Source organism: Arcticibacter sp. (assembly GCF_045629565.1).
In the GTDB taxonomy this organism is placed as follows: domain Bacteria; phylum Bacteroidota; class Bacteroidia; order Sphingobacteriales; family Sphingobacteriaceae; genus Arcticibacter.
In genome coordinates this window covers 1-26,002 of sequence record NZ_JAZQRL010000091.1, presented here as the reverse complement: position 1 = coordinate 26,002, position 26,002 = coordinate 1, and the positions used below count along the sequence as shown (strand labels likewise).

At 45.8% G+C, this 26,002-nt stretch carries 19 protein-coding genes; 9 read left to right on the top strand and 10 right to left on the bottom strand.

Annotated elements, in window-relative coordinates:
• Positions 1 to 27 precede the first annotated feature (27 nt).
• Entirely contained in the window at positions 28 to 1,542 is a 1,515-nt protein-coding gene (locus ACKI5J_RS10950) for a sulfatase (protein ID WP_407429412.1), read from the bottom strand.
• A 266-nt stretch (positions 1,543 to 1,808) separates the two neighbouring features.
• On the opposite strand from ACKI5J_RS10950, the gene ACKI5J_RS10945 reads away from it, so the two are divergent.
• The 3 genes from ACKI5J_RS10945 (at position 1,809) to ACKI5J_RS10935 (ending at position 5,223) form a co-directional block, all read left to right on the top strand.
• The gene (locus ACKI5J_RS10945; RefSeq protein WP_407429410.1) at positions 1,809 to 3,902 is read left to right on the top strand and encodes an FUSC family membrane protein; all 2,094 of its coding nucleotides are present in this window, start codon (positions 1,809 to 1,811) and stop codon (positions 3,900 to 3,902) included.
• Positions 3,903 to 3,958: 56 nt separating this feature from the next.
• Positions 3,959 to 4,585, top strand: a complete 627-nt coding sequence (locus tag ACKI5J_RS10940) for a PAS domain-containing protein (RefSeq protein WP_407429408.1) — start codon at positions 3,959 to 3,961, stop codon at positions 4,583 to 4,585.
• 266 nt (positions 4,586 to 4,851) lie between these two features.
• Positions 4,852 to 5,223: a DUF2200 domain-containing protein gene (locus tag ACKI5J_RS10935; RefSeq protein ID WP_407429406.1), complete on the top strand. Its 372-nt coding sequence runs from the start codon at positions 4,852 to 4,854 to the stop codon at positions 5,221 to 5,223.
• On the opposite strand, the gene ACKI5J_RS10930 is transcribed toward ACKI5J_RS10935, so the two are convergent.
• From ACKI5J_RS10930 to ACKI5J_RS10900, 7 genes are all read right to left on the bottom strand, one after another.
• Complete coding sequence (locus tag ACKI5J_RS10930) at positions 5,213 to 5,746, bottom strand: pyridoxamine 5'-phosphate oxidase family protein (RefSeq protein WP_407429404.1); 534 nt, start codon at positions 5,744 to 5,746, stop codon at positions 5,213 to 5,215. The genes ACKI5J_RS10935 and ACKI5J_RS10930 overlap by 11 nt on opposite strands.
• A 133-nt stretch (positions 5,747 to 5,879) precedes the next feature.
• Complete coding sequence (locus tag ACKI5J_RS10925) at positions 5,880 to 6,635, bottom strand: hypothetical protein (protein ID WP_407429402.1); 756 nt, start codon at positions 6,633 to 6,635, stop codon at positions 5,880 to 5,882.
• A gap of 152 nt (positions 6,636 to 6,787) precedes the next feature.
• Positions 6,788 to 9,907 (bottom strand): efflux RND transporter permease subunit, encoded by a 3,120-nt coding sequence (locus ACKI5J_RS10920; protein ID WP_407429400.1) that lies wholly within the window; start codon positions 9,905 to 9,907, stop codon positions 6,788 to 6,790.
• Between the two features lie 23 nt (positions 9,908 to 9,930).
• The gene (locus tag ACKI5J_RS10915) at positions 9,931 to 11,019 is read right to left on the bottom strand and encodes an efflux RND transporter periplasmic adaptor subunit (RefSeq protein WP_407429398.1); all 1,089 of its coding nucleotides are present in this window, start codon (positions 11,017 to 11,019) and stop codon (positions 9,931 to 9,933) included.
• A 5-nt stretch (positions 11,020 to 11,024) separates the two neighbouring features.
• Positions 11,025 to 12,293: a TolC family protein gene (locus ACKI5J_RS10910; protein ID WP_407429396.1), complete on the bottom strand. Its 1,269-nt coding sequence runs from the start codon at positions 12,291 to 12,293 to the stop codon at positions 11,025 to 11,027.
• A gap of 58 nt (positions 12,294 to 12,351) precedes the next feature.
• Positions 12,352 to 13,707 carry a sensor histidine kinase gene (locus ACKI5J_RS10905; RefSeq protein WP_407429394.1) on the bottom strand — a complete coding sequence of 452 codons (1,356 nt, stop codon included), beginning with the start codon at positions 13,705 to 13,707 and terminating at the stop codon, positions 12,352 to 12,354.
• Between the two features lie 4 nt (positions 13,708 to 13,711).
• Positions 13,712 to 14,389 (bottom strand): response regulator transcription factor, encoded by a 678-nt coding sequence (locus ACKI5J_RS10900; RefSeq protein ID WP_407429392.1) that lies wholly within the window; start codon positions 14,387 to 14,389, stop codon positions 13,712 to 13,714.
• Positions 14,390 to 14,542: 153 nt separating this feature from the next.
• Here ACKI5J_RS10900 and ACKI5J_RS10895 point away from each other — a divergent pair, with 153 nt between their 5' ends.
• Positions 14,543 to 15,043, top strand: a complete 501-nt coding sequence (locus ACKI5J_RS10895) for a DinB family protein (protein WP_407429390.1) — start codon at positions 14,543 to 14,545, stop codon at positions 15,041 to 15,043.
• Positions 15,044 to 15,066: 23 nt separating this feature from the next.
• Here ACKI5J_RS10895 and ACKI5J_RS10890 read toward each other — a convergent pair whose 3' ends face one another.
• Positions 15,067 to 16,041, bottom strand: a complete 975-nt coding sequence (locus ACKI5J_RS10890) for a helix-turn-helix transcriptional regulator (protein WP_407429388.1) — start codon at positions 16,039 to 16,041, stop codon at positions 15,067 to 15,069.
• Positions 16,042 to 16,119: 78 nt separating this feature from the next.
• Positions 16,120 to 16,530: a hypothetical protein gene (locus ACKI5J_RS10885; protein WP_407429386.1), complete on the bottom strand. Its 411-nt coding sequence runs from the start codon at positions 16,528 to 16,530 to the stop codon at positions 16,120 to 16,122.
• A 371-nt stretch (positions 16,531 to 16,901) separates the two neighbouring features.
• On the opposite strand from ACKI5J_RS10885, the gene moaCB reads away from it, so the two are divergent.
• From moaCB to ACKI5J_RS10860, 5 genes are all read left to right on the top strand, one after another.
• Positions 16,902 to 17,852, top strand: a complete 951-nt coding sequence (gene moaCB, locus ACKI5J_RS10880; protein WP_407429384.1) for a bifunctional molybdenum cofactor biosynthesis protein MoaC/MoaB — start codon at positions 16,902 to 16,904, stop codon at positions 17,850 to 17,852.
• A 1-nt stretch (position 17,853) separates the two neighbouring features.
• A complete protein-coding gene (locus ACKI5J_RS10875) occupies positions 17,854 to 19,047 on the top strand; it encodes a molybdopterin molybdotransferase MoeA (protein ID WP_407429382.1) in 1,194 nt (397 codons plus the stop codon).
• Positions 19,048 to 19,694: 647 nt separating this feature from the next.
• Positions 19,695 to 21,002 carry a NarK family nitrate/nitrite MFS transporter gene (locus tag ACKI5J_RS10870; protein WP_407429380.1) on the top strand — a complete coding sequence of 436 codons (1,308 nt, stop codon included), beginning with the start codon at positions 19,695 to 19,697 and terminating at the stop codon, positions 21,000 to 21,002.
• Between the two features lie 18 nt (positions 21,003 to 21,020).
• Positions 21,021 to 24,530 (top strand): molybdopterin-dependent oxidoreductase, encoded by a 3,510-nt coding sequence (locus tag ACKI5J_RS10865; RefSeq protein WP_407429378.1) that lies wholly within the window; start codon positions 21,021 to 21,023, stop codon positions 24,528 to 24,530.
• A gap of 9 nt (positions 24,531 to 24,539) precedes the next feature.
• Positions 24,540 to 26,000 (top strand): rubredoxin, encoded by a 1,461-nt coding sequence (locus ACKI5J_RS10860; RefSeq protein ID WP_407429376.1) that lies wholly within the window; start codon positions 24,540 to 24,542, stop codon positions 25,998 to 26,000.
• Positions 26,001 to 26,002 lie beyond the last annotated feature (2 nt).

Here is a 26,002-nt window from a genome sequence, read left to right as displayed (position 1 = left end):
CCAACTTTAAACCTGTTGCATTTGATCTTACTTGCCCGAGACAGGCCTGGTCAGTTCAGTCTTCCCTGCCACGTGAGATGTGGCCAACGAATGCATTTTTTCCACTACTTCCTTATATTGTGGATCATGGATCAGGTTCACCAACTCGTGAGGGTCGTTAATTGGATCGGTGAGATAGGCGCCTGCTCCAATACCAAAAAATTCAGCATAACGCCACCGTTCCGTGCGTACACATACGCCGGTTATCCCTTTTCCATGTTCGTTCCATACGGTATAAGCGGGCCGGTCGCTGGGCTTGACAGGATCGTTCAACAATGGCGAAAGGCTGACACCTTCCATACCTTCCGGTTCAGGCAGTCCGCACAGGTCGGCCAGAGTGGGATAAATATCAAGGAGTTCGACAATACGTGGTGAGGATTTTCCATTTCCCTTAGCCCTTGGATCCAGGATAATAAAAGGGACCCTGGCCCCCTGTTCCCACAGCGACCCTGCCTTCGACCACTTGCCCTTCTCTCCCAGCTGATATCCATGGTCAGACCAGAAAACAATTATCGTATTTTCACGAAGCCCCTGTCGATCCAACTCGGCCAGAACACGTCCTATATTCCAATCCGCATAGCTTACGCAAGCCAGATAGGCCCGGGTCATATCCTTAGCCTCCTCGGGCGATGCGGAACGGCCGACGAACAAATCCGCATTCCTTTTTCTTATAGCTCCTTCGGGGAAGCCGACAGGAACAGAAGGAAGCGACGCAAAGTCGGGAGGAAGAACAATCTTATCAGCCGGATAAAGATCAAAAAACTCCTTGGGAGCAACCAAGGGTGAGTGGGGTTTGGAAAACCCGCAAGCAATAAAAAACGGCTTCCCGCCTTTCTTGCTCTCCTGAATATATTCTATGGCACGATCGGCCACTTTCGTGTCTCCCAGGTTCATCGCGGAGTCCCCCTCTACAGCAGCCCAGCGGTCAGATTGAGAATACCCCTCCGTCCCAGGAGTAACCTTGGGTGGACCTTCTATATACTTTGCCCAAAATTCGGATGCTGACACCGCGGAAGGAGGAGTCGTATCGATCGGATTACTCCATAAACGCTCTTCGCCGCCCTGATCCCAGGCTTCGGTGTCATCAATCCCGCCATGGAAAATTTTGCCGCTGCGCAAGGTAACATAGCCTTGCTGCTGAAAATATTTCGGTAAACTTACCCAGTCAGGGTAAGAAGCCCCCAACCATTCGCGGTTACCATACAAACCACTGGTTGTTGGACGGCGACCTGATAATATGGATGCGCGTGATGGTCCACATAAAGGATATTGACAGTATGCCCTTTCAAATCTTACCCCATCGTTCGCCAACCGGTCGAGATTAGGGGTCTTAGCTATCTGGCTACCGTACACATTTAACTCAGCCCTCATATCGTCTGAAACGAGAAACAAAACATTCATTGGCCGCTTATTTTTGGCAGTGGCCGAACTCTTCTTTTGAGCCTCTACCATACCGGGTACGGCAATCGTCATGACCATTAAAAGCAAAAGCTTACGTAGCATCCTCATCTGGTTATTTTGGGTTAGTTGTTCGTATAAGAAACGTCAATGGATATTTATTTAACTTTAAGTATCACTTATTGAATATCCATAAATATAAAAACTTACTACTAACTTGAAAAGGCTTAAGTTATTTTTAAGCTCGGCTCCTAGACCGAATCTCTTCAGTTATGTCATTCAGTACTGCCATTACGGGTATTACAGCTATTTAATCTCACATGCATGATTAAGAACCAGGAATCGTAACTTTGCCCCCGATAACTGCTTAAATGACTACATCTTACTTCTTTCTGCGTTTGAAGCGCTTTTTCCTTTCCGAGTATTTTACCGACGCCTTCAGGATAGCTCTGAGTGTACTGTCTCCGGTTTTTGTATTGTTTAGCCTTGGCTACCCTGAGGCGGCGATAACAGCTGGTTTAGGTGCGTTAAATATAGGTGTTACGGAAAGTGCCGGTACAGCTACCGACAAGAAAATAAGTCTGTTGATCAGTGTTCCACTTTTGTTCTCCATTTCACTGATGGCAGCCACAGCCTGGCCCTATCCCTTACTGCTGGCAATAGTCTTTTCTGCTGTCGTCTTCTGCTGTTCTATGCTCACATCTTACGGGCCGAGGTATAGTATACTGGGAATATCGCTGATCGGACAAGCCATTTTCAGTTGGGGCTTAAAGCCTGCTGATGCGTTAGCATTCAGCCTTTTTGTTCTTGGGGGAAGCGTATGGTACTACCTGGTCAGCTACCTCTATATCCGGCTCTGGCCTCTTCGGTCATTAAAGCATGCCATTGCGGAATGTCTTGCATCTACGTCCGAGTTTCTGAGTGCTAAAGCGCTTTTCTATGATACTAATGCTCCGCTGGAACTCTCCTATAAGAAGTTGTTATCCTTGCATATTCGCATTAACGAAAAACAGGAACTTGTTCGTAGTTTGCTGATACGTGACAGGCAGGCTATGAGCCCTGAGAACATCGAAGGCCAAAAACTTATCAGAATCGCCTCCTGGGCTATAGATCTCTACGATCAGATAACCGCCATACATTATGACTATGCCTTCGTGCGTAAGCATTTTCAAGTCAGCGGCGTTTTAGAGCTCGTCAACAAAATCATTAAGTTACAGGTAAAGGAACTGCAAATGATCAGTGATGCTTTGCAAACGAGAAGGAGTCCACGCATCAATAAGTATCTCGCGGAAACACGATTGCTTGAAGACAGACTTCAGTACATCATCGATAGAGAAAGCGAAAGCAACGCCAGTATGCTGACCAGACTTAAACATAACATCAGGCAAATAGATGAGTATATCAAAGCCATAAGGACAGGAATCGGGGACGGTGATGCCCAGGTGCAATATGCACATTTCGTATCTGTGCAGGACTTCAGCTTTGCCCCTGTTAAAAGCAATCTTAGTCTCAAATCTCCCATCTTCAGGTTTGCACTGAGGCTTACCATTGCCTGTATGGTCGGTTTTGGTTTGGCTTATGTCCTTAACCTGGGTACTTACAACTATTGGATAGTGCTGACTATCCTGATGGTTATCCGTCCGTCATTCAATATTACGCAAAAGCGGAACAAGCAACGCCTCATCGGAAGTCTTACAGGTATTGTGGCCGGCTTTGGAATTCTCTTACTTTTTCAGCAGACAGAAATTCAGATTTCGTTCGCTGTCCTATTCCTGGTTGGGTTTCTGGCTTTCTTACGCATAAACTACCTGGTGGCTGCAGCATTTATCACCGCAATGGTTGTTCTGTCTTTTAATGTCTATTCTGGTCAGGACAGCTCTATCATCTTAGAGCGAATATACGACACGCTGTTAGGCTGTATGATTGCATTTGGAGCCGCCTATCTTTTCCCCGTTTGGGAAGGGGGAAAGCTGGGCCTACACATCAGACAAGTACTTCATTCTAATATCAGATATCTGGAAAAACTCTATGACGAAGCCATAGGGGCACCAACGGACGTAACTGACTATAAGCTCTCCCGGAAAAGCGTCTACACGAGCCTCGCAGGTCTTTCAAGTGCCTTTGCCGGCATGCAGAACGAACCAAAACGTAGTATTGAAAAAGAAAAAGATGTGTACCATTTCCAGGTACTCAGTTTAAAGCTTAGCTCCATGATTACCTCACTTTTTTCAGCGGTCAGAGTGAAAGATGCCATGTTTCACAACACCAATAAAGATGTATTACAGATTCAGGCAGCCCTTGACACGCTCAAGAAAAGCTTATACAATATGAGCAGCAAATACGCTTCCGCGGAACACTTTGAATCTTCGCCTGTTATAGTAAAACATGCTGACACCTGCGACGGGGTCCTTCCACTGCTGAAATTAACAGCAGAAATTAAAGAATGCTGTAAGCTGTTGTCCTAGTTATATTGAACAGCTTGCCGGCCTCCTCAATCAATTAAACACCTCCATGCCTATATATGCATAACTTCAAAGACACGATCCGACTTCTGGAAAACTCACATTTCTTCTACATCATTATAGCCGGAATAGATGGAAAATACCATTACGTCAACAAGAATTATGCAAGTGCGTTCGATCATATAAGTGGGGAGATCGTTGGCAAGCCCTATTTCCTAACGATGCATCCGGACGACAGCAAAGTTTGTGAGGAGGTATCTGCTATGTGCTTCCGGTACCCTGACCAATCCTTTCCCGCAACCATCCGCAAGCACGACGGAAAAGGCGGCTATATCGTAACCCAGTGGGAATACACCGCCATGATTACCGAAGACGGATCTCCTTCTGGCGTTTTCTGTATAGGTCATGACATTACCGAGGTTGTAGTTGCCAACCAAGAGCTGGAAGTTGCGAAGACCGAGATTGAAGAGAAAAACAACCTGTTGGATGAGATAGTATGGGAACAATCACATGTTCTTCGTCGTCCGCTCGCAAATGTTATCGGACTCGTCAACATTCTCAACAAAATGGATATTGACCAAAACTTGAAAAACATCTGCGAAATGCTCATTGAAAGCGCTGAGCAGCTCGATGATGCCATCCATCGTATTGTCAGAAAGAAGGACGCGGATAAGCGGCACCAGTAACGGATACAAGCGATGTGGTCCTGAAATAGCTTCCGAACCATCCGGTGCCTTATATTTCAGCGGGTATTTTAACACCAGCTACTGCACTGCACCAAAGGCTCCTCCTGAAGGAATGCACTGGCCCGATGGGTCAGCTGGGAAACATATGAAGGCCTTCCCCAGCAATCTTTCATTAAGTCACTGGAGAGTTTCCTATTATGATTATATTTAATGGAATCGATCTTAGTACAATAGTAAAAGGTAGAAAAACAATAAAACCGCCTAGTATGAACACCACAAGCAATCATGATGAAAGGATGACTAAAATGAAATTCTCTTCCGTATTTCCTATGTATCTGGCAAAAGTGGAAAAAAAAGGAAGATCAAAGGATGAACTGCTCCAAGTCATACAGTGGCTAACAGGCTTTGACCAACAGACAGTTAACGATCTAATTGATAAAAATGTCACTTTCGAGGACTTCTTCAACCGAGCTAACTTAAATCCCAATGTCCACCTGATAACAGGCCTGATCTGCGGTTATCGTGTCGAAGATATCGAAAATTCGCTAACGCAAAAGGTAAGATACCTGGATAAGTTAGTAGACGAATTAGCAAAAGGCCGTAAGATGGATAAGATTCTGAGAACTATTAAATCCTAATGTTGCCTTCTATAGAATCATCAAGGGTCTTCCCCATGATGGCTCCGGCAGCCTGTTTAATCATCGAAACAGCTGCACCATGCTTGGTGTCCCAATAATAACCTTTATGGGGCTCAATCTTGAGAGCAGTGATTCTTGGGTCATCAACGCCCTCTGTAAACCACGTTTTCAATATGGGGTTCCAGAGTTCCTTTATCTTTTGTTTATCCAGCACGATTTGGGCAGAACCGAAAAGCGTCAGAAATTCAGAATACGACGAACCCTGAAATAACAACTGAACAGAGGGGTCAACAGAAATTTTCTGGTTCTTATTACTATCACTCGCGCTAAGGAACCATAAATTCCCCTCCTCATCTATGTCCTGCACGGACATGGGTCTGGTAGCAAAAGCATCTCCTTTTTTTAAATCAGTACAAAAGAAACATGAGCTGTCTTTTGCCATGTCCTTTATCCGGGCTTTCGCTTCGGCTCCATGGAGATCTTCATGATTTTTCTCCTGTTGCTGCTTGTTAATGCTATCCATGTTTTTCAGATTAACGGTTTGTTTTGCAGATGTTTCTACACTAAGAACACTTAATAGCCTATACTGTTTTAGTCACTCCCATTATCATACAAGTGTCGCCAGGTATCTTTAAAAAGCGAATTTCACGCTTCAGTTAATCGTTGTAAGCATCCACCGCTTGTTTCAATTGCTTTGTCCGCGAGGGGCCTATGAAATATCCGCCGGTAGCAAGACCAAGGCCGACGCCTGTCAGCGCCAATCCGGGAACTAAACGGGAAAAAGAGGAATTTCCCGATGGGAAATCCGCATGATTATTCGGCCCCCAGGGTTCTTCGCCACCTTTTGATATCGTCATAGCAACCCCTGATAGGAAAGAAAGCCCCGCGGCCACGTACATAGCAACCTGGGTTCTCTGTGTAGACCTGTATTTTTTAAGAAAGGCCATACTTCGGGGATTATCTGCCAGGTCAATGCTCAGATTAACGTAATTAGCCTTTCTGAGAGATCCATATCCTTTGTTATAATAGTTTTTACTTTCCACTACAGCAGGCCGGTGATAACCTCTCCTATCATCATAAGCATCCCAATTAACCGTTTCCGCCTCAAACAAATTTATCTTCCCCTGTCTGATACGTTCCGAGAAATGAGTCCGCCCAATCACGTCCAAATCTTTCACGTTTGCAAAGAAGCCACGATTGTTGTTAAAGAACTTCACCTGTTCCGGGTGGATGCGTTTAGCGTCCGCCCACAGGTAGACAGAGCCTGTATAGTTCCTTTCGAGATCTATCCGTTTCGCATAAATAATCGAATCGGAGTACAGGTAGATAAACTCTCTCGATTCGTCCGGCTGGGCATAGGCAAAGCTGCTGCCCACCGCGTACGCGGCAATGATGGTTAATAAAACTTTCATCTAAGTGTGTATTAAGTGTATTACTAACTTAGGAAAAAATCTGCGCGTTGGAACAAACCGGTGAAGCGTTTCTGTAAAGAGCTAGTGACAAATTGGATCTTTCCCTATGCAAATAAAAAACAGCTTTCACCTCGTGATGAAAGCTGTTTTTGTTAATTAGCCTCCTCCAGTTTTCCCGGGCGGTATACCCAATATACAATCGTTGGATATACGAAGAGATTAAAGAGTGTATTGGTAATCAATCCCCCGATCACAACAACCGCAAGAGGCTTAGATGCTTCAGAACCGATCCCTGTAGACAGTGCTGCAGGCAACAACCCTATAGCTGCCATAAGAGCAGTCATAATTACCGGGCGTATCCTCGTTTCCAATCCATCTCTGATGGCATCAATAAAAGTCCATTCGGGCTGGTATTTCAAGTTTGCAATATTTGTCTTGAACCGGGTGATCAGTATCACACCATTCTGCACGCAGATACCAAACAGCGCTATAAAACCGATTCCCGCCGAGATATTAAAGTTAATACCCGTTGCCAGCAGAGCGAGGATCCCGCCTACCATTGCAAACGGAACGTTGTTAAGTACAAGCAATGAATCTCGTATATTCCCAAACAAAACAAATAGGATGAGAAAGATCAGCAGGAGGCTTACCGGGACAGCCTGAACCAATCTGGCTGAAGCCCTTTGCTGGTTTTCGAAATCCCCGGCCCACTCCAGCTTATAACCATCATCCAATTTTATATGCTCTTTCACTTTTGCCTGCGCTTCGCTAATAACACTTCCCATATCGCGTCCTCGGATGGAGAATTTTATGGCACCGTAACGCTCATGCTTATCTCTATAGATCATGCTGGGACCGGTTATCTTTATGATCTCTGAGACCTCGCCCAGCGGTACTTTCCCACCTGATATAGTGGGAATCATGAGCTTGCCTATAGCATTTTCATCGTTTCTGAACTCTTCAGGATAACGGATGATAAGATCGAATTTCCTCTCGCCCTCAAATATTTCCGTAGCGGCTTTTCCCCCAATCGCCATTTCAATTACTGCGTTCGCATCCGCCGTCGTAATTCCATAAAGAGCCATCTTCTTTTGATTCAGGTTGATCTGCAGCTCCGGCTGGCCAAGGTTCCTCAATATACCCAGATCTTCGATACCCGTAATATCTTTAAGGATATCGTAAATCTTCTCCTCTTCGCGCTCAATTACATGGAAATCATTCCCAAACAGCTTAACAACTATCGACCCCTTGACTCCCGAAACGGCTTCCTCAACATTATCCGATATGGGTTGGGAGAAATTAAGGCTTATCCCCGGAAATCCTTTTAAACTTTCCTGCATACGCCCGATCAGCTGTTCCTTTGTCTGTTTAAGCTTCCACTCCTTTCTTGGGTGGATATCGACATGAAATTCCATATTATAAAAGCCTGTAGCGTCTGTACCATCATTTGGCCGTCCGGTCTGTGATAACACCTGCTTAACCTCGTCAAAGCCTAAAAACACTTTTCTCATTTCATTGGAGAGCTTCTTTGTTTCATCCAGTGAAATGCTCAGTGGGCCTGTAGCACGTACATATATAGATCCTTCATCGAGTGTGGGCAGGAACTCCGTTCCAAGGAGCTTGAAGCTCAAAATTCCCGCCAGCAGGCAAAAAATTGAGAACCCAAAAACAAGCTTTCTCAGTTTGAAACAACGATCATAGATTTTCAAGGTATGCCGGATGACGAATTCGAGAAATACATTATGCTTTTCGCGGACATTTTTCCTTAAGAGCACACTCGCCATGGCCGGAACCAGCGTAAACGTCAGCAATAACGCACCTAGCAAAGCGAAACTTAACGTCCATGCAAGTGGTGAGAACATCTTGCCTTCCACCTTCTCAAAAGTAAAAATAGGAAGCAAACCGGTTATGATGATAAGCTTGGCAAAGAAGATACCTTTACCATTCTCTAAACATGCTTTCTTGATAATGCCCAGCTTGCTCATGGCATTGAACTTGGGCATACCAACCTGCCTGGCCCTGTGGTCGAGCGCAACGAAAATGCCTTCGACCATGACAACCGCACCATCAATAATAATCCCGAAATCGATGGCACCCATGGACAAGAGGTTGGCCGACATTCCCTTCATTTTCAAACAAATAAAGGCGAATAGCAAGGCAAGCGGAATGATGATCGATACGATTAGCGTGGTGCGCCAGTCTGCCATAAAAAGAAACACAATGAGTGTCACAAAGACGATCCCCTCGAGCATATTGCCCATAACCGTATGGGTCGCGTAGTTCACCAGATCCTCCCGATCGTAGAATGGATTTATCTGTACATCTCCGGGTAGTATCGTTGTATTGATTTCTGATATTTTATCCTTCAGACGTTCAATAACCTCACTGGGATTGCCGCCCTTACGCATGACCACGATTCCCTCAACAACATCGGGATCATGATCGCGACCCACTTGTCCAAGCCGGGGCAAAGCTGATTCCGCCACATCAGCGACTGTCTTAACATATACAGGTGTTCCATTAAAGTTATTTACGACAACATTTCTGATCTCATCGATATCATTCAAGATGCCGATACCTCTCACTACATAGGCCTGTCCGCTCTGAACAATGACATCCCCTCCTACGTTAATATTGCTTTTCGACACAGCGTCGAAGAGCTCTGTCGCACTTACACCATACTGAATAGCTTTCTGCGGGTCCACCGTTATTTGGTAGGTCTTCACTTCACCTCCAAAACTGACAACATCCGCTATGCCCGGAACGGATAAAAGTTCCCTCTGGATAACCCAGTCCTGTAATGTCTTAAGCTCCCTTACCGATTTCTGATCACTACTTAACGTATAACGAAATATTTCTCCCGTCGGTCCGTACGGGGGCTGCACCTCGGGCTGAATATTTTCAGGCAAATCCGCTTCATCCAGATGATTATTGACCTGAACCCGCGCAAAAGCATAATCTACGTCATCGTCAAACGTCACTTTCACAATAGACAAGCCAAACAAGGAAGACGACCTGATACTAGTCCGCTTCTCAGTGGGGTTCATGGCTATTTCCAGGGGTCTGCTGACAAATTTCTCAACCTCCTCAGCGCTTCTACCGGGCCATTGCGTAATAATGGTGATGTTGGTATTAGTCACATCCGGGAACGCTTCAATAGGGGTTTGTTTAAAACTCAGGTAACCTGCCAGTATCATCATGAATGTGGCAAAAAATATAAAATACTTGTTTTTCAACGCGAAGCCGATAATGGCTTTTATGAATTTATTCATCGTATCTGGATATTGAAAAAAGCTTAGTCTTTCAGTGCCTCAAAGAGAAACACCTGTTTGGAGGCGATAATCCGATCGCCTGCAATCAGACCCTCGCTGATGTAAGCTTTACCTCTTGCCTTGCGGTTTACTTTCACTTCTTTGATCTCGATCGTATTGGACGGGCTCAAAGCCAGAACGTAGTTCCTATTGTTATCAAAAATGATCCCTCGAGAATTAACCAAAGGAAGGTCATTTCCCGATTTAGCAGCGATACTTACCGTTGCCAACATACCCGGCTTAAGGAGAAGTTGCGGATTGTCAATACTAACCCTGGCATTCATCACCTTGCTTTCACCGTCGAGAACATGATAGATCTTATCAATCTTCCCTGAAAACTCCCTGTCCGGATAGGATAGAATAGCAATTTTAACTTCGTCGCCCTCGCCGATCCGCGGAATATCAGATTCGTAGATATTAACGATAGCTGATACTTGCGACAAGTCAGCGACAGTGAACAGGCTATTGTTATTATCGGCCCGAAGCTGCATATTCGAGTTCACATTCCTTTCAATAACATAGCCCCTGAGGGGCGAATGAATGGAATATGTACCTGTACTGCCGCCCCCATACAATTTCAGTATTGCCTGTGCACTCTTGTTTTCAGCCCGCTTGATCAGGAAATCATTTTTAACTTCCTCCAATTCCCTTGCTGATGATAGGCCGTTATTAAATAACTCTTCTGCTTGCTGAAGAGTTCGTTCTGCGGTCCTTAGTTCGGCAGCAGTTGTAATAACTTGTTTATCGAATTCCGCCATTTCCGCACTGGTGATGGTTGCGAGTACCTGACCCTTCGAGACGATATCACCCAGCTTAACGGACACATTGTTTACCCGTCCGCTGACTGTCGGAAAGATCACGGCCATGCGCTCCTCCTCCGCCGTAATTCTCGCTGAGAAAATCAGATCGCTGACTTTATTGGACTGTTGAACCGTGTCTATAAGCAACCGGCTGATCAAAGAGTCTGTGATGGCAAACTTTTCGACTACAGGAGCATCAGCTGGTTCTTTGCAACCAGTCACAGCCACCGCCGCGAACCACAAAGAGCTAAGTACTATTATTCGTATGTTCATGAGATCTATTTGAAAATTGTTGTGCCTGCGTGGAAATTGATTGTTTCTTTGGCGTTCATCAGCTCGTATTTCAGGTTGTTTACCTGACTTGCCGTTTCCTTATACGCATCGTAGAAATCTAGAAATTCAACTAAACTGATGTTTCTCGATTGAAAGCTATTGGTTACCCCGGTCATTAGTTTTTCGAAGCTTTGACTGAACGTAGTATCGAGACTGCTGTACAGCTTTGCTGTCTTCAGTGCTGTATGGTAACTGTTATAGAGTTCATTCGCAACAATCTCTTCCCGTCTGTTCAAACCAGACTTTGATGCGTCAATCCCTATCTTAGCCTTCCTTATCTCTCCCTGGTTCCTGTCGAAGAGCGGAATGGGCATACTGATACCCAGCCCTGTATATTTCTCCGGATAATTGCCTTTGAGGTCATAACTTAATGATATCGCGATGTCCGGAACAGCCATTGACTTTTGAACGGATAAAAGATTTTCTGCGAGCTTCATCTCCGTCCGTGCCAGTTGCAAGTCTGCCCGGTTCGCTTTTGCTGAATCCAAAAGAGCTGGATAAGACTTCTCCCAGGGTTTGAAAGCATCTGGATCGATTCTATCGCCATTTAAAACAAGCTCCAGGCGCGGCTCCAAACGGACCAACAGCTTCAGTTCGCTCTTTGAACGCTGAAGCTCGTTCTGAACAGATGCATACTCGCCCATCAGGCTATATAGGCGCGACTTGATCCGGATAATATCCTTTTGAGCTATATTCCCCCGTTCCAATTGATTTTCAGACGCGCTAAGAAGCTTTTGCAGCGACCTTACCTGCTGTTCATAAACGACGACGGATAATTGAGTATAATAAGCTTTGTAATAAGTGCTTCTTAGTTCATACCGAAGTGTCCGCATGAGGTCGGCAAAGGCACTTTCAGCAAGCTCTGCACCTGTCTTCGCTAACTGAATATTTTTATTGCGTTTCCCGGCAAGCCTGATTATCTGAGTTATGGAAGCATTATACTGTCCCGTAGCCATGGAAGTCTCCAGAAATCTTCCCGTCTCATGATTATAGAACAGGTTTTCGTAACTCAATTCGGGATTGTCGAACAATCTGGCCGTGATAATCGCCGCTTTAGCCTCTTCGGTTTCATATTTCTGGGCAATGAGCCGGGCGTTCTTCGCCAGAAACATTTGCTCCGCCTGAGCCAAACTTAAACTCAATGTATCCTGTGCGAAAGAAGAGGCCGCAACGTTTATCAGGAGGATACCGATGATTAACGATCGTATTTTCATTTACGCCAAAGCTATCTTCAGCGCATTAAACAGGAATTAAAGCGAAATTAAAACCGGATTAAAATGTAGGAAACCGGATAATGAAGGTGCTTCCGTGGTCATGTGAAGACCGAAAAGTAATAGTACCTTTAAACAATTGGACTATTTTTCGAGCCATAAACAATCCCATTCCGGTTCCCGTATGTTCCGGCTTCTTTGCCGAGGTATAGAAGGGTTCGAAAATAAGTGCTTGATCCACCTCACTTATTCCGGGCCCGTTATCATCCACTTCGATGGTGACAGTGTCGCTGTCCGAAGTTAACAAACACGAAACCTTGCCCTGATCAGAAAACTTAAACGCATTGGATATAATGTTATTGATGGCTATCTTCAGCAAAGTCGGATTCGCTGACAACACTACATCTGAATCTGGACTATTGCGGTATATAAGCTCCAGTTCCGATGCTGAAGAAGCATTTTTCCATTCTTCAGCAATGGAGGTAAGCATTTCTTTCAAATTGACATCTTGCAGTCTGGACGACCCATATTCGACATCTGCCTGAGCAAGGTTAACCAACTCTTTGATGATACTATCCATTTTTTCGGCATCTTCCATAATGGAGGCAAGAGCATGCTTGTATTCCTCATTGTTCCTTTCCTTCGAAAGGACAATCTCCGCTCCTATCATCATACTTGTGACGGGTGTACGCAGCTCGTGTGATGCATTGGCGATAAATGTCTTCTGTAGTACAAATGCCTGTTCGAGGTGCTCCATTAACTTGTTGAAATTCGATGCAAGCAGTTTAATTTCATCCTTATTGTCTCCTTCCTGCACTCTGAAATGAAGATTGCTCGATTTGATTTGTTTAACCTCATCTATGAACAGATCTAAAGGTTTAAGAATTCGGTCTGCCATCCAACGGGCTGACAGCAATAATCCGATAAAGATGATCACAAAAACGAACATCATCACATCCTTCAACTTTCCAAGTCGATAGAACGTGCTACTGTCCGTTGCCGAAGCGATAATTACGAAATCACCCTGGTTATCTTTGTAGAAAATCCCCACCACCTGATTCTCTCCATCCTTAAACTTAAGCTTTTTTGCCTTGCGTACTCTTTCGATGACCTGGGCACTCCAATACCTTTCACCATCGTCAATAAAAACAGGTCTGTTCTCTGAGTTATAAATTCGTATTCGTTCACCATTAAGCGTCTCCAGGTACTGGCCTCTGGCCTTGGCCAGGGCTGCTGCTGATATCTCATCGGCTTCCAGATAAAGCTTTGCAGTCACCATCGTCCGATCAGTCAGCCTGTCGAAGAAGTCAGACTCCATAAACTTCAGGAAGGTAAAATAAATCGCAAACAGAACTACCAGAAGTGTCAAAGTACTGGTAAGAGTAAAATAGAGTGCCAGACGGTCTTTGATTTTCATAGTTTCACTTCAGGATATAGCCCATATTAATCCTGGTGTGAATCAACTTCCGACTGAACCCTTTCTCTATCTTATTTCGAAGAAAGTTCACATAAACATCGATGACGTTGGTTCCGGTGTCAAAATTAATATCCCACGCGTGCTCGGCAATAAACTGCCGTGACAGTAGTCGGTTAGGATGTTTTAGAAATAGCTCCAACAGCGAAAGCTCTTTCGCTGTGAGGCTGATCAATGTCCCGGCTCTGTACACCTCTTTACTGATCGTATCCAGGGTTAGATCCTCAAATTGCAGAGCTGACTCATCAGCGAACACCGGAGCATGACTCCTTCTTAGAAGCGCTTCGATCCTTACAAGCAGCTCTTTGAAGTGGAAGGGCTTCAAAAGGTAATCATCTGCACCACTATTAAACCCGGTTAACTTGTCGTCCAGTGAACCCAAGGCTGTCAACATCAATATTGGAAGTTCGCGCTGACTATCCCGCAGACGTTTGCAGACTTCAATGCCATTTAACCCGGGCATCATAATGTCGAGTATGACAAGATCAGTTTGCTCGGTACGGAAAATCGCTAATGCATCTTCCCCATTAGAAACCGCGACCACTGTGTAGCCACTTTCTTCCAGGCCTTTTTTTACAAGTCCGGCTATTTTTAAGTCATCTTCAGCTAATCCGATTACAGGCATAGTTCATCAAAGGTAATATTTAGCGGTTTAAATCGCTAAAACGAACGGATTCTGGGGAATTCATAATTTTTTTAATCGGTTGTATCTGCTGCTGACAAACTGTTGTCACACCCCCGCTCTACCTTTACATCATAAACTTAAAAACGATAAGTCATGAACACTACAGCACAAGAAATCACTCAGGAGAACAAGCAGGTAATCAGCCAGGAAGAGTTACTGAACCATTGGCAGGGACATCGTAACTTAACCCGCCGTGTGATCGAAGCATTTCCGGAAAAGGAGTTTTTCGAATTCTCTATCGCCGGGATGAGGACGTTTGCAGAGCTTACCGCTGAACTGCTCGCCATTGGAGCACCGGGCATAAAAGGAATAGTTAAACAGGAGGTTCAGCCTTACCAGGAAGACAGCACGAAGGCAACTACAAAAGCGGAATATCTGGAGAAATGGGATAAGGCAACTTCGGAGATTAATGAATACTGGAGCCAGCTAAAAGTGGAAGATTTCAGCAAGACGTTTAATTTGTTCGGAGAATATGAGTTTCCTGTCATTCAAAACGTCCTTTATTTCATCGACAATGAAGTTCATCATCGTGGACAGGGCTACGTGTATCTGAGGGCGCTAGGTATAGCACCTCCGTTTTTTTGGGAAAGATAATTATATTAACAGGCCATCAGGAGCTAACCCTGATGGTCTTTCAATAGTTTGGACTGCATTCTCTCTATCAAAACCAAAACCTTTTCTCTCAGATAATCCGGCTCAATGATGGTGGCATAATCTCCGAAGGTCAGGTACCAGCGGGCAAAGCCCTCATCGAGATTCCTGGAGAGAAAGGTCATCTCTACCTGACTACCCGATACTCGCTCTTCCACAAAGCCGTGGTACTTCTTTTCAAAGTCCATGAACCTTTTAATCTTGACATCCACCTGTATCCTGACTCTGGTGGTGGGAACTTTTTCTGCGTCATTCTTCAGGTAGGTCTCTAAGGGCTGATGCTCGCGCGTAAACCACTCATCCGTGCAGCGTATACGCTGTATTCTGTCCGTTCTGAACTGCCTGTAATCTTTGCGCAGGTGACAGAAGGCTAATACATACCAATTGTCGTGATCATGAAAAATACCCACCGGCTCGATGTTGCGCTCGGTCGCCTCTTCAGCTTCAAATGCCTTGTAAGTTAGCCTCGTCTGCTTTTTCCCGGCGATACTTCGGAAAAGAACCGCCAGTGCATCAGGGGCGTTCTCATTAAAAAGCGTCGAAGCAGGCTGCATCATCACGCTCGACTCAATGTTTGAAACCCAATCTTTATCGGCACTTCTGAGTACGGCCTTTAGCTTAAATGCCGCCGACTCATAGTGCTTGCCCATCTCTTTATCGCTAAACTTCTGCATCAATTTCTCCGCCGCGATGAAGCTGGTTGCTTCCTCTCTGCTAAACATCACGGGAGGAAGACGGTAACCTTCCATCAGAGAATAACCCACACCGGCCTCACTGCAGATAGGCACTCCCGACGCTTCCAGCGTTCTTATATCTCGATAAATCGTGCGCAGGCTAACCTCGAAGCGCTCTGCCAGGTCCTGCGCTTTAATGATTCTGCGTGACTGCAGCTGAATAAGGATCGCAATAATCCGATCAAAACGTTTCGGCGTTTCATCCATCGTAAAACTATTTGATCAAATATATTGATTTGATCTATCCTAATACGTTTGGATAACACAGATCATGACAACTTTGCGTTATGGACTAACCGTCTCCACACCGCCGCGCGCATCCCCGTCACCAGATTGATCGCTATCCGCCTGGTCATTGCCCTGCTGAGCACTATCCTGTTCGTCTGTTACCTCTTGCTCACGTTTATTCTCTACATCAGTGTGCTGCTCTGTTCCTTGTTCTTCACCATCCTGGTCATCGCTAATCTGCTGCTCACTGTCCCGCTCATCCGCATTATCAGAAGCACCTGAAGGCCTATCGTCCTGTTCCGGTACCTGCTCGGCTTTATCCTTACTTTCATGCTTATTAACATCCTCTAGTCCACCGTTCTCCGTATCCGGAGTCACCGTTTCAATATCATCCTGCACATTCTCAGATGGCTCCGGATGCTTGCCTGTGCTATGTTGCGCTTTCGCTTTTTCTTCGTTGTTTTCCATAAACTAATAAAGTCCGGAAAAGCAAGAAAGTTTTATTCAACGTGCATTCTTCCCCCACAAGCCAGCTCGAAACGATACGCAGCCATCGCCTCAACACCTTAACAGCATATCCCGGAAATAATGTTGAACCGGTTTTCAAAAGCCTGTTGAATAAGTTATCTTAGTTGTAAAACCTTGTGTAATCCAATGAGAACATCAACTCTTGACGAAAAAGGCATAATAAGATATATCCAGGGCAACTACCCGATAAAAGAAAATGCAGAGGTAGTAGACATTGACGACAAGAACAACTACTTTACTAAAAAGCGCCCAAAACCGTTTCTGCCGTATATTAATCAAACACTGTATGATAAAAATCATAATATTTGCATATGCGTGATATAACCAGCAAGCAAATAACACTCCGGTCCGCGAGGGCAATATCAGTCATATTCTGCTCAGCCGGGACGATCCGTCTTATCCAAAATGAACAGCTACCCAAGGGTAACCTTTTTGACGTAGCCCGGGCAGCTGGATTTATCGGAGCCAAACTAACACCTCAATTGCTGCCCCATTGCCATCCCGTAGGTATCGACGGCATGGATATCCAATTCAGCTTCCTCTCGGAAGAGAAACACGCTGAATTCTTTGATAAGACAACATTTGAAAAAAGTGGCATCGTTATCCTTGGCGAAGCGAAGTCTATAGGCAGAACAGGCATCGAAATGGAGATGCTAACAGCAGTTTCCGTTGCTGCTCTTGAGATTTACGACATGCTCAAGCCCGTAGACACCGCACTGGAGATAGGCCATATTAAGCTATTAAAGAAGACCGGTGGCAAAAGCGACCGGAAAAAATATTTCTCCAGCTCTCCTACCTGCGCCGTGCTGGTATGTTCCGATTCAACTTCTGAAGGTAAGCGCGAGGATAAAAGCGGCACGCTAATACGGCGAATGCTCGAAGATATTAATGCAAGCGTTGTTGACTACCAGATTGTCCCCGATCAAAAAGATCAGATTCAAAAACAAATAAAGAAATGGGTGGCCGACGACGTACATTTTATTTTCACGACGGGCGGAACGGGACTCGGTCCGCGTGATAACACTGTTGAAGCCGTTAGTGAGATCCTGGAACGAGATGCCGACGGTATCACCGAAGCGATCAGAAACTACGGACAGATGCGTACTCCCCTGGCAATGATGAGTCGCGCCGTTGCCGGTTCCATCGCACAAACCCTGATCGTTACCCTACCCGGTAGCACTTCGGGAGCAAAAGAATCTATGGAGGCAATCTTACCTGCTATTTTTCATGCCCGAAAGATGATGAAAGGCGGAGGGCACTAACATGATAAGTCTTGACCACGCCCTTAGCCTCATCTCCTCACTGGTAACAGGCTTCGACCACGAACTTGTCGCCCTGGAAGAAGCTGACGGCAGAATTCTGTCCAGAGATATCATCGCCGACCGTAATTACCCGCCTTTTAATCGGGCGGCAATGGATGGTTATGCCATTATGTATAGCGACTGGCAGAAAGGGATTCGGAAATTCAGGATCGCAGAAACCATTTTGGCCGGGCAGACTTCCAAAAGCCAGATTACTTCTGGTTACTGTTACAAGATCATGACCGGAGCAGCGACCCCTCCGGTAGCCGATGCAATTATCCGGAGGGAAGACACAAATGAGTTTGACCAGGGAGTTGAATTGCTTGCAGATGATATAAGGAATTATCAAAACATATCGAGAGAAGGCGAAGATGCCAAAAAAGACCAATTGCTCGTAAAGGCTCCTTTGCGCTGCAACGCCCAGGTAATCAGCATACTTGCTGCTACCGGAAATCACCAGGTTCCGGTTTACACCCTACCATCAGTTTCTATAGTCACCACAGGTGATGAGGTGGTTCCACTTCCCGGTGAAGTCACGGCATTTCAGATACGCAACAGCAATCAGTTTCTGCTGAAATCTCTGCTAAAAAAGTGGCAGATTACACCAACGTTCTCCCGTCACGTCGCAGATGAGATGAAGGCCCTGGAAGAAGCTCTTTCCGAGGCCATCACATCGGACATTACCATTATTAATGGCGGTGTATCCGCAGGAGATGCAGACTATGTCCCAGCCATACTAAAGAACCTGGGAGTAAGGGAAATCTTTCATAAAGTCGCCATCCGGCCCGGCAAGCCCTTATGGATAGGGCAAACCTCGGAAGGCAAATTAGTTTTTGCGTTGCCGGGAAACCCGCTCTCTTGCCTTACTACCTTCACCATCTTTGTGGAGTCTTTTCTATTTAAAAGCACTGGTTTCGAAAGCAGGCCCTCCTATAAGCTTCCCATACTCAATAATCGCCTTAAAAAACACCCCCTTACTGAGTTTTTCCCCGTCCGCCTTCATTCTGAAATGGCGGGTCTCCAGATTTTACCTTTCAACGGTTCGGGTGATATAACCGCAGGTGTCTTCGCTGACGGCCTCGCCTTACAGCCACATAATAGCCCATCTCTGCTCAACGGAGATCTAATTGAATTTTATCCTTTTCAGAGCCTTTAATACCCTAAATTTCTGTTTACTTCGATAGATTCCTGTCGTTTTCGGCCTAATCTGTGAAAAATACCATATAGGCACAAGGTTTAGCATCAGGCTGGTCTGATGATACATCATGTTGATACCACCCTTGTATTTCGAATCTACCGACTCCGGATCTGCGTCGTACCAACGTCGTACCAGCTTCGTACCAGCTTCGAGAAAATGCGAACCAGAAGCGAAGCAGATACGACCTTGGTACGGCGTTGGTTGCTCACAGTATTGACGATGATACGAGCTTGGTTAGTCCACAATTCGAGTTAAACCGGATTTTCAAAATAGTTGAAACCGGTCGATTTTACTCCAATAAATCATGGATTACAGAAAAATTCACGTAAAAATCAAATATTTCCATAAAAAGTCGACCCTAAATTCAATATAGCCGACAAAAAAAACGATATATATCTAAAAAAATCACTCACACAACCACTATATACTTATTTAACACCTTCTATTAACACTATAATACCAGACAATTATTATATTTATCATATAAATATCTATTAACAGTCAGTTTTATCCACTATTTTAGTGATAAATGATATATTTACACCACATCCAGGCTAACAAGAAGAAAAAATCAAATAATCTATCAAAAAAATAACACTTTGGATATGACAAATAATCTTAAACCGCTACAGCACCTAAACATCTTTAAGACCCGGGGCGTTCAAATGAGAACTTTTCATATCACCTGGCTGACTTTCTTCTTTTGTTTTTTCGGATGGTTTGGTGTTGCGCCCCTAATGCCTTTGATACGAGAGCAACTGCATCTGAGTAAAGACCAGATCGGAAATATTATCATCGCCTCTGTTTCGGCAACGATTGTGGCGAGACTTATCATCGGCAAGCTCTGCGACACCCTTGGACCCCGTCTATCCTATACCATACTACTCGCGGCTGGATCCATTCCCGTAATGTGTATAGGTCTGGCTAACAGTTACGAAAGCTTCTTGATCTTCAGATTTGTGATTGGCATCATCGGGGCATCATTTGTCATCACCCAATTCCACACATCCATGATGTTTGCGCCTAAAATAGTCGGGACAGCAAATGCTGTCACCGGAGGGTGGGGAAATCTCGGGGGCGGCGTCACGAATCTGGTGATGCCCTTGGTTGCTGCCGGCTTTGCCGGATTAGGTTTTGTGAGTCAGGCCGACTCCTGGCGCCTGGCAATGGTGGTTCCAGGGGTAATCTTGCTGATCATGGCTATTATCTACTATAAGTACACACAGGATACGCCAGCCGGAAACTTTAAGGATATCAGCCGGACAGCCGGAGCCAGCAAAAAAGGAACGTTCTTAACAGCACTGAAAGATTATCGTACATGGGTGCTCGCACTAGCTTACGCAGCGTGTTTCGGCATAGAGATAACCGTAGATAACGTAGCAGCGACATACTTTACGGATAAGTTTGGCGCCTCAATGATCATGGCTGGGGCCATGGCCAGCATATTCGGCGGCATGAACATCTTTGCACGCGCTCTTGGCGGCTATGTGAGCGACAAAGTTGGTGAGAGCTACGGGCTGAGAGGTAAAGGCTTGCTGCTTGGAGGCCTGCTGCTGTTGGAAGGCATTGGAATAAGCCTCTTTGCTCAGTCACAAACGCTCGGCATGGCCATTCTGGCCATGCTGCTTTTTGCGCTATTTCTCAAAATGGCCAACGGCAGCACATACGGCATCGTGCCTTTCATCAATAAGGACGCTATCGGAACAGTTAGCGGGATTGTCGGCGCAGGTGGAAACCTCGGTGCGATGCTCGTTGGATTTCTTTTTAAATCAGAAAATCTTACTTACGCAGATGCTTTTCATTATATCGGCATCGGCGTGGCCATTATCGGCCTGCTGGTCTTCGTCACCAGGTTTAGAAGCCCTCAGACAGCAGAGGTCGATGTGCCGCAAGCGGAGCTTCAGCAGGTTTAACCGTTAAAACAACTAATAATGCAAAGTGAAAGAGGCAAAAGTTTTACCAGTACCTGCTGTTATTGCGGTGTGGGCTGTGGTGTGAAAGTAACGGTTGAGCGAAATAATACCGTTTCTGTAGAAGGAGACAAAGAACATCCAGTTAACCGGGGCATGCTCTGTAGCAAGGGATTGAACCTTCAATACACGGTTAACGACAAGAGCGACCGCTTGCTTTATCCTCAAATGAGGTATAACCGAAATATGCCTGTTCAAAGGGTGAGCTGGGATACTGCTTTGACCCGCACCGCAGCGGTTTTTAGCACCCTGATTGATAAATACGGACCTGACTCGGTAGCTTTTTACGCTTCTGGACAATGCCTCACGGAAGAATACTACGTTATTAATAAGTTGATAAAGGGTTTCATTGGCAGCAATAATATAGATACCAATTCCAGGCTCTGTATGAGCAGTGCGGTAACGGCCTACAAAATGGCGCTAGGCGAAGACTCCGTTCCGATATGTTACGATGACATTGAGCTCTCAGACTGCCTGTTGGTTACCGGTGCTAATCCGGCCTGGTGCCACCCGATATTATGGAGGCGTGTAGAAGCCCACAAAGCAGCGAATCCTCATGTCAGGATCATTCTTGTTGACCCCAGGGCCACTGACAGCTGTTCCATCGCCGATCTGCACCTTCAGATCAATCCCGGAACCGACATCACGCTAAACTATGCTATTGGACGGGTCCTTATTGAAACCGGCCATATTGATACAGATTTTATTAGTCAGCATACTGAGGGGTTCGACAAATATAAAGAGCTTGTATGCGAAAAAACACTGGCTCAGTCCGCCGCGATATGCGGTGTCGCCGAGAGTGATATCCTTCTGGCTGCTACTTATATCGCATCGGCGAAGGGTTTCCTGACCATGTGGACTATGGGCCTGAACCAGAGTTCTATCGGGGTAAGCAAGAATCTCAGCCTCATTAACCTAAACCTTATCACCGGACATATCGGAAAGCCGGGCTCCGGTCCATTTTCGTTAACAGGCCAACCTAACGCCATGGGCGGCCGGGAGGTTGGCGGCCTGGCTAACTTGCTGCCGGCGCACCGGGACCTTAACAACGCCGCCCATCGTGCTGAAATACAGAAATTTTGGGGAGGGACATGTATATCGGATAAGGCCGGACTAACCGCGACGGAGATGTTTGAAGCGCTGCACGACGGCCGACTTAAAGCCATCTGGATTATCTGCACCAACCCCTTGACCAGTCTTCCGAACTCGCGCTTCGTCGAGAAAGCGTTGAAGAAGGCGAAATATGTCGTTGTTCAGGACATCAGCGACAAGGCGGAAAGCCTGGCTTTTGCGGACGTTATTCTCCCCGCGGCGGCCTGGACTGAAAAAGAAGGCACCATGACGAACTCAGAAAGACGTATCAGTCATCTTCAAAAAATTGTGGATCCTCCTGGCGAAGCCTTACCTGACGCGGAAATCATTTGTCGCTTTGCGAATAAAATGGGTTTCAAGGGATTCAGCTATTCGTGTATGGAGGACATCTACAAGGAACACACCAGGCTTACGAGACAAACCAACCTGAATATCGACGGGCTCAGCTATTCGCTTATAGATGACCATAAAACTGTTCAATGGCCTTTCAACAAAAAGACCAATACCGGTACCCCCCGCCTGTTCAGCAATAAGCTGTTTTATACGCCTTCCCGGAAAGCGATGATCCATAGTCCCTCAGATCAGTTAAGCAGCGAAATGCCAGACTCCGGGTATCCCTTGATCCTGACTACAGGAAGGGTTCGTGACCACTGGCATACCATGACCAAAACTGGCAAGGTGAGTAAGTTGAAGCAGCATACGAAAGACGCTTACCTGGAAATACACCCCGCTGATGCGATGGCGCTTGGCATTCAAGATGGGCACGTAAGCATGGTCAGGTCCCGCCGCGGAGAGGTACAGGTTAAAGCAAGAATAACAACAACGATTAAGCAGGGCGTGGTGTTCCTGCCCATGCATTGGGGTAAGATACTCGGAAATGACCTGAACCGAACGAATAATATTACAAGTACGCTACTGGACCCTGTTTCTAAGGAGCCGGACTTCAAGTATTGCGCAGTACGTGTCGAAAAGCTGAGTAAAGCACCTCAGAACATCGTTATTATCGGCGCTGGCGCGGGTGCCTATGGCTTCGTCCGATCACATCGTGAAATAAACAAAGAAGACTGCATAACCGTGTTTAGCAAGGAGGACTCTCCTTTTTATAACCGCGTAATGCTGCCAGATTATATAAGCGGCGAACAGCGTTGGGAACAACTCGTAAAAATGACAGACGAAGAGGAGCCGGAGTATAATATCCGTTTGTTAAGAGGTGTCAGCGTCGAAAACATCAACCGGGAGGAGAAATACGTTACCGATTCGAGGGGAAATAAGACGGCCTATGATGTGCTGATCATGGCTACAGGGAGCCGTGCGACTATGCCGAAGCATGTACCTTCGCTATCCGGTATTTTCAGTATGAGAAACCGAACTGACGCTGATAATTTCAAAAAATACATCCCGGCAAAGGCTCATGTGGTTATCGTGGGCGGCGGACTTCTGGGTTTGGAGATGGCAGCGTCCTTGCGCGGGACGGGTGTTAACATCACCATTGTGCAGCGTGTCTCCCGTTTCTTAAACCGTCAGCTCGATCCTTTGGGCAGCCAGCTTTTGCATGAGGAAATTTCTGAACAGGGCTGCGATATTTTCTATAATGACGAGGTACAGGTCTATTATGGCCGGTCCAAGCTAAGCGGTATCGGACTGAAAAGTGGCAGGAAGATCAATTGTGATGCGATGATTATTGCCATTGGGACCACACCAAACATGGAGCTGGCGAAGAGCTGCGGATTAGACTGCAAACGTGGTGTAGTGGTAAATGAGCGCTTGCAGACGAGCGATCCGTCGATTTTTGCGGTTGGCGAGATCGCGGAGTTCAAGGGAATCCTTTACGGCATAACATCCGCAGCAGAACAGCAGGCAGAAATAGTGTCGGGATATATCAATGGGGACATTGGCAGCTATTATAGAGGCAGCATATTCATGAATATTATCAAAATCCATGGTTTCGACCTTTGCAGCATCGGTATTCCGGAGTGTCCTGACGACCCGCAATATGAAGAGATCGTGTTTATCGATAAAGCTAAACGCTATTATAAAAAATGCATTGTGCATCAGGACCGACTGGTCGGAACGATTTTGATAGGTGATAAAAGCGAATTTCAGGAGTTCAGAGAACTGATCGCTAATCAAACGGAGCTCAGCGAAAAGCGTCTTACGCTATTGAGGAGTGGCAAGACGGCCGAACCTGTTCTTGGAAAACTGGTATGCAGCTGCAACAATGTCGGCAGTGGGAACATCACTAAACAAATGGATTCGGGCTGTCTGGACTTTGCGGAACTTTGCTCTGTTACCGGCGCGGGAACGGGTTGCGGGTCCTGCAGGCCTGAAGTCAAACGCCTGTTTGAACAGGTAAGAGCGGAAGAAACGATGACTTCTTAAATCGAATATATGAGCAAAATAACTATCAAGATCAATCTTCCTGGTGGGATTGTATCCACTGGAGATCTTCAGAGTATCCTTCGTGGGGCAGAATCGGCGGGTGCCTCTTCGATCTCCTTTGGAAACAGGCAACAGCTCTATTTTGAAATTGACGAAGATCAGCTGGAAGACCTTGAGCATCATTTTTTTGTTTCAGATACCGTTTACGAGGTGAATGCTAACAACCACCCGAACATGATCAGCTCCTATGTTAGTGAGGACATATTTGACAGCACTGGCTGGCTCCGTGAGGGTGTCTATAAAGACATACTTGATTCTTTTTCTTTCACACCGACTCTGAAAATTAACCTGGTAGACAGCAGTCAAACGTTTATTCCATTTTTTACAGGCAATATTAACTTCATCTCATCTGAGGTAAGTAATTACTGGTATATGTATGTTCGCTTCCCGAAAACCAATCAGATATACTGTTGGTCTTCCCTTATATATTCGGAAGACATATCCGAAATGAGTAAACGAATCGAAAGCGCAATTCTGGAGAGCCCCGCCCTTCGTCATGGTGTTAACGCTGCAGATGATCATTTTCTGGAGGAGAATGTGTCTCCCCTTAGTGGTTCCATCAGGCAATTGCCTTCTTCTGCGCTCAAGCTGCCTTCTTTTCAAATTCCCTGCTACGAAGGGTTCAACCGGTATGGAGATAAATATTGGCTGGGCATTTACCGCAGAAATGAACATTTTTCTATCGGCTTTCTGAAAGATGTCTGCGCTATGTGCGTCCAAACCAGAATAGGCCAGCTATATACTACCCCATGGAGATCTTTATTGATTAAAGGAATTACGGCGGCCGACCACGAACAATGGAAATTTCTGATTTTGAAGCACGGGATACGCACACGACATGCGACTAGTGAACTTAACTGGCAAATTGAAGATCTATGCGAGCCCGGTTTGCATTTAAAGCTCGCCTTAGCTAAAGCATTCGATGAGGAAGACTTGTCTACCGGGGATCTCTGCTTCGCCATTAAGATGAATCCGAAGGCCGGTCTTTTCGGTTCAGTAATCTTAAAGAGGACACACGTGTTGGATGGAACAGAAGAACGCTTTGATATTCTGCATACGGCCGATTTTAATCCAAATTCCAAAAATACCGTCTGCTACCGGAAAGACGTAACTACAGCTGCATTAGCCGAGGTTTTAGCTGAACTCTGCCTTTACTACCAGGATCAGATCGTTTCAGCTATTCACCACAACCACATTGAGCCTGTAAGTGGGGCGGACATCGATACGCTGGACACGGTTTTTCAGTGCACGTTTTGTTTAAGCGTTTACGATGAGAAGACAGGTGACGAACCGGGAGGGGTAGCACCTGGCACACTCTTCGAAGCCCTTCCGGAGACGTTCCGCTGTCCGCTTTGCGAGGCTGAAAAATCCGCCTTTACGGAGATGGAGAGGCATAAAATGTATACCTAAGT